General features: G+C 47.8%; 10 protein-coding genes and 1 pseudogene. 4 read left to right on the forward strand and 7 right to left on the reverse strand.

From position 1 onward, the window contains the following. Positions 1-21 precede the first annotated feature (21 nt). From AC3ITG_RS25245 to AC3ITG_RS25265, 5 genes are all read right to left on the reverse strand, one after another. The gene (locus tag AC3ITG_RS25245) at positions 22-762 is read right to left on the reverse strand and encodes an NAD-dependent protein deacylase (protein ID WP_489251722.1); all 741 of its coding nucleotides are present in this window, start codon (positions 760-762) and stop codon (positions 22-24) included. Beyond that, the gene (locus AC3ITG_RS25250; RefSeq protein ID WP_489251723.1) at positions 759-1568 is read right to left on the reverse strand and encodes an HAD family hydrolase; all 810 of its coding nucleotides are present in this window, start codon (positions 1566-1568) and stop codon (positions 759-761) included. The genes AC3ITG_RS25245 and AC3ITG_RS25250 overlap by 4 nt, the downstream gene beginning before the upstream one ends. A 61-nt stretch (positions 1569-1629) precedes the next feature. Further along, positions 1630-2394 (reverse strand): alpha/beta fold hydrolase, encoded by a 765-nt coding sequence (locus AC3ITG_RS25255; RefSeq protein WP_413373105.1) that lies wholly within the window; start codon positions 2392-2394, stop codon positions 1630-1632. Positions 2395-2484: 90 nt separating this feature from the next. Continuing rightward, positions 2485-3150 (reverse strand): bifunctional 2-keto-4-hydroxyglutarate aldolase/2-keto-3-deoxy-6-phosphogluconate aldolase, encoded by a 666-nt coding sequence (locus AC3ITG_RS25260; RefSeq protein WP_063566860.1) that lies wholly within the window; start codon positions 3148-3150, stop codon positions 2485-2487. Positions 3151-3236: 86 nt separating this feature from the next. Then, on the reverse strand, positions 3237-4202 hold the full coding sequence (locus AC3ITG_RS25265; RefSeq protein WP_413373106.1) for a sugar kinase: 966 nt from the start codon (positions 4200-4202) through the stop codon (positions 3237-3239). 221 nt (positions 4203-4423) lie between these two features. Between AC3ITG_RS25265 and AC3ITG_RS25270 the strand changes: the two genes are divergently transcribed. From AC3ITG_RS25270 to ilvD, 3 genes and pseudogenes are all read left to right on the forward strand, one after another. Next, positions 4424-5476, forward strand: a complete 1053-nt coding sequence (locus tag AC3ITG_RS25270) for an acyltransferase family protein (RefSeq protein ID WP_489251724.1) — start codon at positions 4424-4426, stop codon at positions 5474-5476. A gap of 112 nt (positions 5477-5588) precedes the next feature. After that, positions 5589-5837 (forward strand): annotated as a pseudogene (locus AC3ITG_RS25275) (KGG domain-containing protein); the annotation flags it as partial. A gap of 316 nt (positions 5838-6153) precedes the next feature. Beyond that, complete coding sequence (gene ilvD, locus AC3ITG_RS25280; protein WP_064635868.1) at positions 6154-7839, forward strand: dihydroxy-acid dehydratase; 1686 nt, start codon at positions 6154-6156, stop codon at positions 7837-7839. A gap of 107 nt (positions 7840-7946) precedes the next feature. Here ilvD and AC3ITG_RS25285 read toward each other — a convergent pair whose 3' ends face one another. After that, positions 7947-9347 carry a polysaccharide deacetylase family protein gene (locus AC3ITG_RS25285; protein WP_489251725.1) on the reverse strand — a complete coding sequence of 467 codons (1401 nt, stop codon included), beginning with the start codon at positions 9345-9347 and terminating at the stop codon, positions 7947-7949. Positions 9348-9533: 186 nt separating this feature from the next. Here AC3ITG_RS25285 and AC3ITG_RS25290 point away from each other — a divergent pair, with 186 nt between their 5' ends. Beyond that, on the forward strand, positions 9534-10730 hold the full coding sequence (locus tag AC3ITG_RS25290) for an AI-2E family transporter (protein WP_489251726.1): 1197 nt from the start codon (positions 9534-9536) through the stop codon (positions 10728-10730). Here AC3ITG_RS25290 and AC3ITG_RS25295 read toward each other — a convergent pair. Then, positions 10709-12517, reverse strand: coding sequence for a peptidoglycan D,D-transpeptidase FtsI family protein (locus tag AC3ITG_RS25295; RefSeq protein WP_489251727.1), 1809 nt, complete (start codon positions 12515-12517; stop codon positions 10709-10711). The two genes, AC3ITG_RS25290 and AC3ITG_RS25295, sit on opposite strands and share 22 nt — an antisense overlap. Between the last annotated feature and the right edge of the window lie 119 nt (positions 12518-12636).

Consider the following 12636-nt stretch of genomic DNA (forward strand, 5'->3'; position numbering starts at 1 on the left):
TCGGACAATGTTGACTTACGTTTAACCAAGAAGCTGGTCCACCTTATTCATTACCTCACCAATAGGGTCAGTAATCAGCAAATCAGCCTGCCTGTCGTAAGCCGTAGGTGTAGCGTTAAGCAAGACCGTGTGTTTCCCTTGAAAATACGTAATCAATTGTGCGGCAGGATACACGGTTAGTGAAGTTCCACCTACCAGCAACAAATCCGCCGAAGACAGTGCGTCAACCGAACGATATAATATCGTCTGGTCCAGCTCCTCTTCATACAGCACGACATCCGGCTTGATCACGCCACCACAGGCAGTGCAACGAGGAACCGTATCTTTTGCCGTAATAATATCATCCAACCCATAAAACCTCTTGCAATCCATACAAGCATTTCGATGGATCGAACCATGAAGCTCCAGAACATTGCTGCTGCCAGCCTTCTGGTGCAACCCGTCGATATTTTGCGTGATAACCGCCTGAAGTTTTCCTTCCTGCTCCAATCTGGCGAGCAGTCGATGGCAGCCGTTGGGCACCGCATCGGGATGAAGCATTTTGCCTCGATAAAAATCATAAAAAATATCAGCATGCTGATCAAAAAAATGCCTGCTCAGCAGCTCTTCCGGGGGATAAGGTGAATGCTGTTCTGTCTGGTACAAACCAGCGGCAGAGCGGAAGTCGGGAATCCCGCTTTCCGTTGAAGTTCCGGCCCCTCCGAAAAAAACAATATTTGAACTTTCCTTAATCCAGGCAGCCAGTTGTTCCGTTGCGTTCATCCTCTCTCCTCCTTTACGAGATCACCCTGTGAGGAACGTTCAGAGATGATTTTTAACTCATCATAATTTTGGATAATGACATCGGCGTCATATAAATAGTGGCTTCCCTCGACTTCTGGACAGAAACCAATCCTACAGGACACTCCTGCGTTACGTCCCATCTGCATATCCCCATTGCTGTCACCGATCACAACAGCTTCCTCAGGAAGAATATGTAACTCCCGGCAAGCCAGAACCGCAGCCTCTCCATCCGGTTTGCCCCGAGTCACCCGGTCACTGCCAACAATCGATGTAAAATACGACCGTATTCCCATCCACTCCATATGTTCCTCGGAAGCAGCTGTGCTGTCCGAAGTGACAACTGCCATGGGAATAGATGCTTCCTGGCAACGCTGCAAAAATGCATTTAATCCAGGTAGCGGTTCAGCCCTTTTTCTCTGCCTTACCTCACCCATGGCGACACTGGAAAAACGGCGGATCGTAGTGATTGCTTCATTCCATGGCATGCCTGCTGCATACAACTGCCCAGCAAGCAAACCGTTGCTCTCGTCCACCGTGGCAATAGCCAATGGCCCTTGAAGATCATATCCGATCAGTTGACCTTCACGGTTGCGGACCGTACCTAGAACTTGCTCACGCTCCACCGTGAACGAGGCCCCAAGCTCTGACAGTTGTGATTCCAACTGATTCAGCAAAGACTCTGCCCACGGCCCCCATAGCTGTAAGAAATCCAACAGCGTTCCATCCTTATCAAATAGAATGCCTCGGCAGGTAACTTGCTTACCACGGATTTGAAGCATGGACATACGTATCACCTCCAGTTCCCGTCTGCTATGGATTGGTACCATTCACCGTTGAACTGGCAGCTTACTTGATTGTATCCAGCCAGCCCACAGTCGTTTTAACCGTTTGGGACAGTTGTTCCTCTTCACTGACCCCAGCTTCGCCGTCACCGCTCTGGTGGCCATAGTCACCAAACTGCGAATGGTTACCACCTTCAATGGTGTAATACACCGTATCTTCTGGCAAATATGCCCGACCATTCTGATACTTTGTGGCATTCACCACTTCATCATTAGTACCCAGTATGGATAACGCTGGTATTCCCAGTGACTTCACACTGCCTTTTTCATCCGGATAGGATGCGAGGAAAAAGATGCCCTGAAGTGCATCTGGATGGGAAGCCGCATAACGTGCCGCCATCGACCCACCAAGAGAATGCCCTCCCATAACAAATTGTTCATCCGGATAGGCTTTAATAATATCATCTGCGAGATTCTGCTTAATTACCGCCAGATTAACCGGCATTTTCGCAATAATGGTATGATGTCCTGCTGCCGCAAGTTCATGGGCAAGAGGTGCATAACTTTCCGGTTTAACCAATCCACCTGGATAAAAAATAACACTCACCCCAGCAGATTTTTCCGGCACAAAATCAATCCAGTTGTCTTTTTCAGTTACAGTCACCTGATTTGCAGTTTCCATGGCTGTCTGAGCCATCTCCTGTGGTCCATAAGGCGTAAACAGCTTCCAGGCCACAAACCCACATCCAATGACAATGAGCGCCAGAAGAACGAGCAGGAATTTCCCGATGCCCCTCTTCTTGCGCCCTGTATTATATCGGTTTCTCAACGTTCATCACCTTTCTGCACTTCCGCAGGTGCCGCGGCTTGCAGAACGGGAGCCTTCATTCCTGAGGCTCCCCTTCTCCATCATTCATCGCTATTCAGCCTTGGCCTTGCGGTAAGCATCCATATATTGTTCCGCTTTGCGGCGAACATGACTCAAGTCCCCCGTCTTCACTGCTTCCGCTGTAAGGTCCGAGCCAATACCTACAGCAACGGCGCCTCCCTTGATCCAGTCACCCAGATTGGACAAGGAAACCCCACCGGTCGGCATGAAATTCGCTTGTGGCATAGGTCCCTTCATCGTTTTGATGATGGACGGATCGTAGAGATTACCCGGGAACAACTTCACAATATCCACGCCAAGTTCCAATGCACGTTGTACATCCGCAATGGTCATCACCCCTGGAAGAATCGGAATCCGGTACAGGTTGCAGATTTTCACAGTGTCCGGGTTCAGGGAAGGACCCACAACAAACTCGGCACCTGACATAATCGCGGCACGCGCTGTCTGGGGTTCAAGCACTGTTCCAGCTCCAATAATGGCAAATTTCTCTGGATCTTGTGTGTTCCAATGGTATACACGGCTTAATTTCTCGATGGCTTTGAGGGCACTAGGCACCGTCATCGTAATCTCGATAATCTTGATACCACCCGCGATGGCTTGCTCGGCCATGGCGATAACCTGATCAGCAGAATCTGCACGCAGAACCGCAACAACCCCACTGTCCGTTATTTTTTGCAGTAGCTGAAGCTTCTTCATTTCATTCTCTCCCTTGTCAATGTGGTTGTCTATTACAAGCCTTACATTAATGAACGAAGATGAGACATATATGATATCAGCAGCGACTAGCGCTCAACATGAGCTACATTGTTCAGCTTGGCCTCGACCTGCTCCCACGTCGGGAGCGCCTCCCAATCGCCAACAGCCTGTATAACCATGGAACCGGTCAAGTTCCCGAGACGGGTCGCCTCCTGTGGAGAATATCCTTTAATAAGGCCGGACAAAAAGCCCGCACAGAATCCATCTCCTGCCCCGACCGTATCCAGGACATGATCTGCCTTGAAGTACGGAACTTCCGTTAGGGTACCATTCACCAATACGTAGGTCAAATCAGGACCGCCCTTCACGATACAGACTGCATTCATGGCGGACAAACGCTCAAGTACTTTTTGATCATCTTCTTCGTTATACAGAAGTTTCATCTCATCCAGACCCGGCAAGAAATAATCCGCTTGCTCAGCCAGACGAAGCAGTACAGGACGCGCTTCTTCAGCTGACCACAGTTTAAGACGCAAATTCGGATCAAAACTCACTTTCACACCAGCCTGCTTGGCTATATGTATAGCAGCTTCAACAGTAGCAAGTCCCGACGCGCTTATTGCTGCGGTGATGCCTGTAACGTGAAGGATTTGCGCACCCGCAATATAATCGGTGTCCAGGTCTTCAGGAGTAATCGCACTTGCAGCGGATAGCTTCCTATAATAGTGCACCGAAGCTTTCCCGGAAGCGTTCTCACGAATCATCAAACCGGTTGGCTCTTTGTCGCTCATCCTTGCTCTGGATACATCCACACCTTCACCACGAATAGCCTTCATGATCATGTTACCCATCGGATCATTACCCAGGCGGCCAAACCAGCCGCTGGTATGCCCTAGTCGGGATACACCAATCGCCAGATTACTCTCTGCGCCGCCAAATGATTTGTCTAATGTCGCTGCATATTCGAGACCTCTTGTATCCTTTGCTGTCAGCAAACCCATGCTTTCGCCAAACGTAACAATTTCAGGGCTAGGGCGGGTATTCGTCGACATGAATTCTCCCCTCCTTATATTTACAATTTCTCATCTTCTTTCCCCATTGTCAGCCTCTATGCAACCGTTGTCAATCCCGGAGCGTTCATTTTGTTGTCACAGCTTTGAGAAAGGATAACGCTTACCAATGTGAAATATATCACAATGAATGTTGCACATCCATATTACCCTTATTACAGAGCCAGATTGCAATCGCCAAGAGTTATCAGGGGGGCTACAACATGAACAAACCGACCATCATTCACGACGATCAGGATTCCTTTTTTTACAACTTGCGCTTTATGCTCATTGTCTGTGTACTAGCGGGCAATGCTCTCGAGCCAATCATTACGCGTTTTGCTGGAGCAGAGGCTCTGTTTCAGTGGATATATACGTTTCACATGCCGCTGTTTGTATGGGTAACCGGCTACTTTGCCAGACATTCACTCAAAGGTACATCTGGCCGTAATGTGCTTAAACAGATTGCATTACAATACCTTCTGTTTCAGTCTTTGTATGCATTAATGGATTTCACCGTATTCCACACACCGCATATGCGTTTGTCTTTCTTTGCACCTTATTTATTGCTCTGGTTTCTGGCAAGTCATTTCTGCTGGCGGCTATTGATTCGTCTTACACTCTCCTGGAAACCGATACACAGACTACTCGGTGCCGTCATGCTGGGAGTATGTGCCGGATATTTACCCATTGACGGTTTCTGGCTGAGCTTCAGCAGAACGTTTGTATTTCTACCTTTCTTTGTTATTGGGTATGACTACGGAGCGTCTATCCGCTCCCGTTTGCGATCCGGCTGGGGTCGTAGAATTGCCGCTATGTTGTCTGCTGCTCTTCTTGGTTGGATCGGACTGGGCGGACTCAACATTGCATCAGGCTGGTTACTGGGTAGCATGACTTACGCAGAGCTTGGACATCATGAGTGGTTTGCAGGAATTTATCGACTCGGAATCTATGTACTTGAAATCGGATCGGGAGCATTATTTCTCGCCTGGGTCCCTTCATTAACATCCAGATTGACTGATCTGGGACGACGTACTCTTTATGTGTTCCTTTTACATGGATTTCTCGTTCGCCTGGCGATCTGGTCCGGGGTTTACAATTATATGGAGACCAGCTTGTACATTCCGGTGATTATCTCCATTGCGTTACTGTTCGCTATAACGCTGGCTCATCCAGCCGTCCGTCATGCCTTTCGGCCTCTTATTGAGCCCGATATTTCCCGCGTTCACTTCAATCGTCAAGGGGTATTAAAACGTTCAGCATCCTGGTTCAGATGAACTAAAATCCTGCTCCTTTCCATTGAAATCGACTTGTTTCAGGCTGGAAATGTTGTGGTAAGTAGGAATACGCGCTACAACAATCTACTTATGATATAAGGAGTGATTTGTAATGGCACGTCCACAGACGTCTGAACACAAAATGAGTCGCGAGGAAGCGGGTAGATTAGGTGGCAAGGCCACCTCCAAAAAGCATGATCGGAGCTTCTACCAAATGATAGGTAAAAAAGGTGGAGAAGCGACTTCAGATGCGCACGATTCTCAGTTCTATAAGGAAATTGGACGCAAGGGTGGAGAAGCAACTTCCGAAACTCATAATAAAGAATTCTATCGGGAGATTGGTCGCAAAGGCGGGAGCAGTTAGCCGCTACCCATGGGTAGCGGTAAAAGATCACCTGATGCAGTGCATCAAATCAAGAAAGCTTCATTCCACTAATGGATTGAAGCTTCTTTCTATTGAATTGTAGAAATATGACGACGGTTGTGATAGACTCTATAGAAAAACCGGGTTGTTCACGGGTTTAAAGCAGCAAAGAACTTCACAAACTACGGGAAGCTCGAAACCAGTATCACTGGTCTATTTTTTTAGAGTACGGATGAAATTAAACGACAGATGCACTGCCATTTATATTTCCATTCATGTTGCTCAATATTATAAATTTGGGGGGAAATACACCATGTCAGCCAAGAAGATGCGTTCCGATATGATCAAAAAAGGTTTTGACCGTGCACCGCACCGCAGTTTGCTCCGCGCAGCGGGCGTTAAAGAAGAGGACTTTGGCAAACCATTTATTGCCGTATGTAACTCTTACATCGATATCGTGCCCGGCCATGTTCACCTGCAGGAATTCGGTAAAATTGTAAAGGAAGCTATTCGTGAAGCCGGTGGCGTTCCATTCGAATTCAACACCATCGGAGTTGACGACGGAATTGCCATGGGACACATTGGTATGCGTTACTCGCTGCCAAGCCGTGACATTATCGCGGATTCCGTGGAAACTGTTGTATCTGCACACTGGTTCGACGGCATGGTATGTATCCCGAACTGCGATAAAATCACACCCGGTATGATGATGGGTGCACTTCGCTGTAATATCCCTACCGTGTTTGTCAGCGGCGGTCCAATGATGGCAGGTCGTGACAGCAATGGTAAAGCTCTGTCCCTGACCTCCGTATTTGAAGGCGTAGGTGCTTATCAAGCTGGTAAAATCGATGATAAGAGCTTGCTTGAACTTGAACAGTTCGGCTGTCCAACATGTGGATCATGCTCCGGTATGTTCACTGCGAACTCCATGAACTGTCTGGCTGAAGCGATGGGACTGGCTATGCCAGGCAACGGAACCATCCTGGCTGTTGCTCCTGAGCGTCGTGAATTTGTTAAACAATCCGCAAAACAACTGATGGAACTCATCAAAATGGATCTGAAACCACGCGATATCGTTACTGTAGAAGCCATCGACAATGCTTTTGCACTGGATATGGCTATGGGCGGATCTACAAATACCGTACTTCATACGTTGGCACTGGCTCATGAAGCAGGCATCGAGTATCCAATCGAGCGTATCAATGAAGTTGCTAACCGCGTTCCTCATTTGGCGAAACTTGCACCTGCTTCCGATCTTCATATCGAAGACGTACACAATGCTGGTGGCGTAAGTGCAGTTCTGAACGAATTGCTCAAGAAACCAGGTGCAATTCACGGTGACTGTATTACTGTAACGGGTAAAACGATCCGTGAGAACGTTGAAGGACAAGAAATCCAGGATACCAATGTCATTCACCATCTGGATAATCCTCATTCGGAAAAAGGCGGACTGGCTGTATTGTTTGGTAACCTTGCACCGCAAGGCGCCATCATCAAGGTTGGTGCTGTTGACGCTTCGGTTGGTGGATACCACAAAGGTCCTGCTATTTGCTTTGACTCCCAGGAGCAAGCGCTCGAAGGCATCGCTAACGGCAAAGTAAAAGAAGGACATGTTGTCGTTATCCGTTATGAAGGACCAAAAGGCGGACCAGGTATGCCTGAGATGCTGGCTCCTACTTCCCAGATCGTAGGTATGGGTCTGGGTGCCAAAGTCGGACTGATCACCGATGGACGTTTCTCTGGCGCATCCCGCGGAATCAGTATCGGACATATCTCTCCAGAAGCTGCTGAAGGCGGTCCAATCGCTTTTGTTGAAGAAGGAGACATCATTGAACTTGATCTGAACAACCGCATCATCGAATTGCATATCAGTGACGAAGAATTCGAACGTCGTCGCGCAGGTTGGAAAGGCTTTGAACCGAAAGTAAAAACCGGTTACCTCGCTCGTTATTCCAAACTCGTAACGAATGCAAGCAACGGCGGCGTACTGAGTATCTAATTCAAGTGTAAGATATCTGGTGAATTTCTTTATCGGAAACATAAATAAAGGGTTGCTCTTCAGCCGACTTCGGCGAAGGGCAACCCTTTTCTTTATTCATTTCGTGATTAGTTTCGTTCAGGTACAAGATCCTGTTCAGGAACCAACAATTCCTCAGAGGACTGTTCCGCCGTTGCAGCTACCAGTGCGTGCTGACCATATCGATCCAGCAACACGTCAAGCGGCATGGCAATCATTTTTGGAACCAATTGTTCCGATCGCTGCTTCAGACGTTTCGTTCCTGCCGGATGAATTACGCTTAGCAGAAGTTTCAGATACACTTTGGATGCAGAACTGAACGGCCCAGGAGCCAACTCCCGAACCGTAAACCCGAATTTCTCCGGTCCTCGGTTAATCATGCTCACACCGTATAGAGCCTTGGCTGAACGAAGTTCAGGTTCAAGTGCGACCTGCCGCGCCAAATCAGGAAGTTGCTGTTCCATGGCCCGAATCATGCGAATGGCCAGATGCATACTTGAGCGTGAAGTCATACCTAGATCGAAAAGTTTTTTATTATCAAAATGAAGTTCAATAACCGGATCTCCGTTACGAATCACATGACCGTCATTCATTTCAACCAATGCTCCATGATATACGCGGGAGCGGTAATGCAGCAATGGGTCCTCCGGTGACGCTGTATGCAAATGGTATACCCAATGAAACAACTTCTCCCAGCCTAGCCATAACACAACAACCATCCGTTTCCAAGGTGATAAATGTGTTTGTGGTTGACTTGTACTTTTAGGTTCGCTCACCGTAACGCCTCCCATCAACGTATCGATGCGTACACTGTGCAACTGCTGCCTGTTTGCCTCCTGCAATACGACTTCGAGCGCCTGGAGCATCTGCTCCGGCGCGTGTGCATCAGCGCCGAGGGTAGTCCCTCGATCATGCAGTAACATGACCTCTCCGCCCCTTAGCTCCTTCAACATTCGTTCTGTCAATTTCTCAACGCCCACACTACTTCTCCAGTCCTCAAACATGGACGACCAAAGAATAATCCGGCGATCTTTTTTACTGAAAAAATCAAACAGATTCATAATGCCCCATGGTGGACGATAATAACAAGTTCTTACCCCCGTAACCTCCTGAATAATCTGACCTGTTCGTTGAATCTGATCCTTAACTGTACGCGGCCGCATTAGCCAATTGGTTTTGTGAATATAATTATGAATACCGATGAGATGACCTTCCTCATGTATGCGCTGAATGAGCTCGGGATGACGGGCTGCGTGCTCCCCGACTACAAAGAACGTTGCCTTCGCATCATGCTGACGTAGTAAATCAAGTAACCTGGGCGTATATTCCGGATCTGGCCCATCATCGAAGGTTAGGGAAAATTCCGTCTCACTTCTCCCGCGCCTGAACACACGAAAACCAAAAAGTCTGCTAACTAAACTCGGAATAAAGGCGTAAAACGATGAAATGTACAATAACCACAGTAATACGCTCTGAAGTAAATTTGTCATGCTACAAACTCCCCGCTTCTCTTGCTGAATTACCGTGCCATAATATAGAACTAACCAAAATAAACCGCCTTTAATTTTATCATAATTCAGCCTTTTCTTGAATCCTCTTTTCCCAAAAAGATAGCTATCGTGTACAATAAATGCATCCTAATTTTTACCTTAATGACGTACAAAGGAGTCCTGCCCATGCTGCCGCTTTACAAAAAATACGGGCGCACCGTCTTTGACATTGCGCTGCTCGTATTAACCGTGTACTTTATCATGTACGGTTTCAGTCGATTATATCAATTGGCTGCGCCAGTTTTTCTTTCATTTATAGTGTATTGGATGATCGAACCTCTGGCAAGATTTCTGCATCGCAAAGGATTACCCAAAACCCTAGGCGCCGCCATTTCGGTTTTATTGTTTCTTGCGGTTATTGTTGCTGCCTTTTTTGGATTGGGATTAATTATCGTATCCCAAATTTCTAATTTGCAGGATAATTTCCCTTATTATATCGAGATGGTCCAGCGTGAATTCACCAATCTGGTTTATTTCATTCAGGACAAGTCTGATGCTTTACCTGACGGAATAACCGATAAGGTTAATGACTATTTTGCAACACTGACCGGATTCCTGTCCAAATGGGTGACCAGCGGTGCACAAATCGTCATCGGTTTTCTGAGTTCATTTTCTTCCTTTATTACCAACTTCGGGATTGCCATTATCCTCGCGTTCTTTCTCAGTATCGAGATTGAATCCTGGAGGAAATTTGCCCGAGCCAAAACGCCAAAAACGTTGAAGCTGGCTCTTGAATTTATGCGTAATCATGTGTTCAAGACGATTCGTTCGTATTTGAAGGCCCAGATGATTATGATGCTGATTACTTTTGTATTGATTTATGCAGGCTTGTTGATTCTGGGAACTGCCAATGCCTTTACCATCGCAGCTATCTGCGCCGTTTTTGACCTTGTGCCTTTGCTGGGAGTTCCAGTTATATTCATTCCGTGGATTGTTTATCTGTTCATTGTGGGGAATAGCAGCCTTGCGATTGGCTTAATTGTAGTCCTTGCTGTAACCATGCTGACACGCCAACTGCTGGAGCCGAAAATATCGGGTAATTCGATCGGGGTCTCTTCCGCTTACTTGATGCTTTCTTTTATGCTAATCTCGCTCTCTGTCTTTGGTCTGGCCGGTGTGGTATTGTCTCCCGTGCTGCTGATTCTGCTCAAAGAACTGTTGCAACAAGGCTATCTCCAGCAATGGATCCATTTGCCGAAGGATGAATTCGAATCTTCCCCATTAGTGATGGACACACCGGGTAGCACCGCCCCAGGTATGAATACTGAGCCTTCGGTGCAAGAACCTGCTCCTCCAGGTAATCATGAGGATTCTGCCAAATAGTCCATCACTTTTCTGAACATCGCCGTTGCTTGATGACGGCTGCTTGGGGCAACGTTTTGGACAAGGACAGCTACAGCATATTTGGGTTGTTCCGTAGGCCCATATCCAATAAACCATTGATGGTTACGTTTCTCTCCGTGCTGCTGTACCTGTGCTGTGCCTGACTTCCCTGCCACTTGCCACCGTGCATGTTGCAGGGATTTTCCCGTTCCGTCACTGACTACCTTCTTCATCCAGGACAACAGCTGATGCGCCGTAGCTGGAGAGATCCGTCCTGCTGAAGAAGGTGAATCATGCATCGGCATGTCCAGCATCGTATCGCCATCGGCATATCGGATACGCTGAACGAGGCGTGGAGCGCTCACCTTGCCATCATGCAAGAGCGTAACGATCAGATTCGCCGCTTGCAACGGGGTCACCAGAACGTCCCGCTGACCGATAGCCGTCTGTACCTTTGCTCCTTCATCCTGAGGAGAGACGGATAGCAGTCTCACTCGTCCTGCGTCCTCGTGATCGAAATGATGCAGCACCGGCATTCCTGCGACCTGCTTTCCCTCCCAGCCAACTGGACGTGCCAATCCCAAAGCATCTGCCGTAAGTTCCAACTGCTCCATACTAAGCCGACGGGCAGTTTCAGCAAATACAATATTGCAGGACTCGGCAAACCCTTGCTCCAGATTCAATGTCCCATGCCCATGCTCCTTCCAGCAGGACATACCATATTTCCCCCACTCGCCACCACAATGGAAAGTCTCCCCTTTGGATACAGCGTGATATTCCAAAGCGGCCGCTGCTGTAACGATTTTGAATATAGAACCTGGTACAGCCCCCTGCACGGCACGATTCCCCCAAGCCGTTTGTTTGGGGTCTACATGCTGCGGATTATAGAACGGCGCCGAAACCATCGCACGAACGTCTGCATTGGCCGCATCCAACACAACGACAGCCCCTTCCTTCATTCCGGACTTCTTCACAATCTGCTCTATCCCTTGCTGCAAATCAATATTGATTGTCGTCTCCGCACGCAATGGATAGTGTGTATTGGAGGGTGCAATGACGCGCGGCTGGATATCCGGAATAACCTCTCCTGAACCTGTAACCATACGTGTTATCAGGGTAGGCCCAATCCCCATCAATAAAGGTTCCATTGTTCTTTCCAGCCCAGCTGCTCCAGATTTCATGGCAAAAGGCTGCTTCACCTCATTCTTATGACCCGACTGAGCATTCGGGAATCCAGGCTGTTCAGCAAGATAACCCAACCATTGCATACCCGTAGTCGCATGTCCATAACGTGTCATGAGAGGATATACACTTGCGCCGTCTGCCTTCAATTTACGTAGTCGGGCAACCTGGGATTCGGTCAACGTAATCGGCTGGTTGGCACCTGCTGTCCAGAAATGGGGTGCGTTCCCTTGATTCCATTCCTTTTGTAACGACTTCGTATCGGTATGTAATAGAGCTGCCAATTCCTTAAATTCCGAATTCGCTATTGTGGATGGATATGAATGACTTGTTTGATCTGGATGCGGAAAAAGGACCAAGCCCCATTCCAGTTTGCCTGTTAGGGGCTGCCCCTTATAATCAGTAAATTGTCCTCTTCCCGTATCCAGTACAACCCCTCGCTCTCGCTGCAATACGGACATTTCACGAACAGTACGTTGAAATCCTGGCATCGTGCGGTTGATTTGAACGCCCTGAACCCAAGCCAAACGAACCATAAGCAGAATAAATAAACCAGTGAGAAAAATACATGCAATATAAATGCGCCGCTTCAGTTGTACAGGCATCAGGCCACCCCGTTCAGCGTTTTGGCATAGTATTCTACATTCAGAATGGAATTATCCGGTAACAAAAAGAAAACCTGTCCTTTACAAAGGACAGGCTTCTCGAATGAATCAAATAGGTT

Source organism: Paenibacillus sp. GL_099_B (assembly GCF_057835695.1).

Excerpts from the sequence above, each read along its gene's own strand:
- AC3ITG_RS25245 (WP_489251722.1), bottom strand. The coding sequence starts at position 762 with ATGAACGCAACGGAACAACTGGCTGCCTGGATTAAGGAAAGTTCAAAT.
- AC3ITG_RS25250 (WP_489251723.1), bottom strand. The coding sequence starts at position 1,568 with ATGTCCATGCTTCAAATCCGTGGTAAGCAAGTTACCTGCCGAGGCATT.
- AC3ITG_RS25260 (WP_063566860.1), bottom strand. The coding sequence starts at position 3,150 with ATGAAGAAGCTTCAGCTACTGCAAAAAATAACGGACAGTGGGGTTGTT.
- AC3ITG_RS25265 (WP_413373106.1), bottom strand. The coding sequence starts at position 4,202 with ATGTCGACGAATACCCGCCCTAGCCCTGAAATTGTTACGTTTGGCGAA.
- AC3ITG_RS25270 (WP_489251724.1), top strand. The coding sequence starts at position 4,424 with ATGAACAAACCGACCATCATTCACGACGATCAGGATTCCTTTTTTTAC.
- ilvD (WP_064635868.1), top strand. The coding sequence starts at position 6,154 with ATGTCAGCCAAGAAGATGCGTTCCGATATGATCAAAAAAGGTTTTGAC.
- AC3ITG_RS25285 (WP_489251725.1), bottom strand. The coding sequence starts at position 9,347 with ATGACAAATTTACTTCAGAGCGTATTACTGTGGTTATTGTACATTTCA.
- AC3ITG_RS25290 (WP_489251726.1), top strand. The coding sequence starts at position 9,534 with ATGCTGCCGCTTTACAAAAAATACGGGCGCACCGTCTTTGACATTGCG.
- AC3ITG_RS25295 (WP_489251727.1), bottom strand. The coding sequence starts at position 12,517 with ATGCCTGTACAACTGAAGCGGCGCATTTATATTGCATGTATTTTTCTC.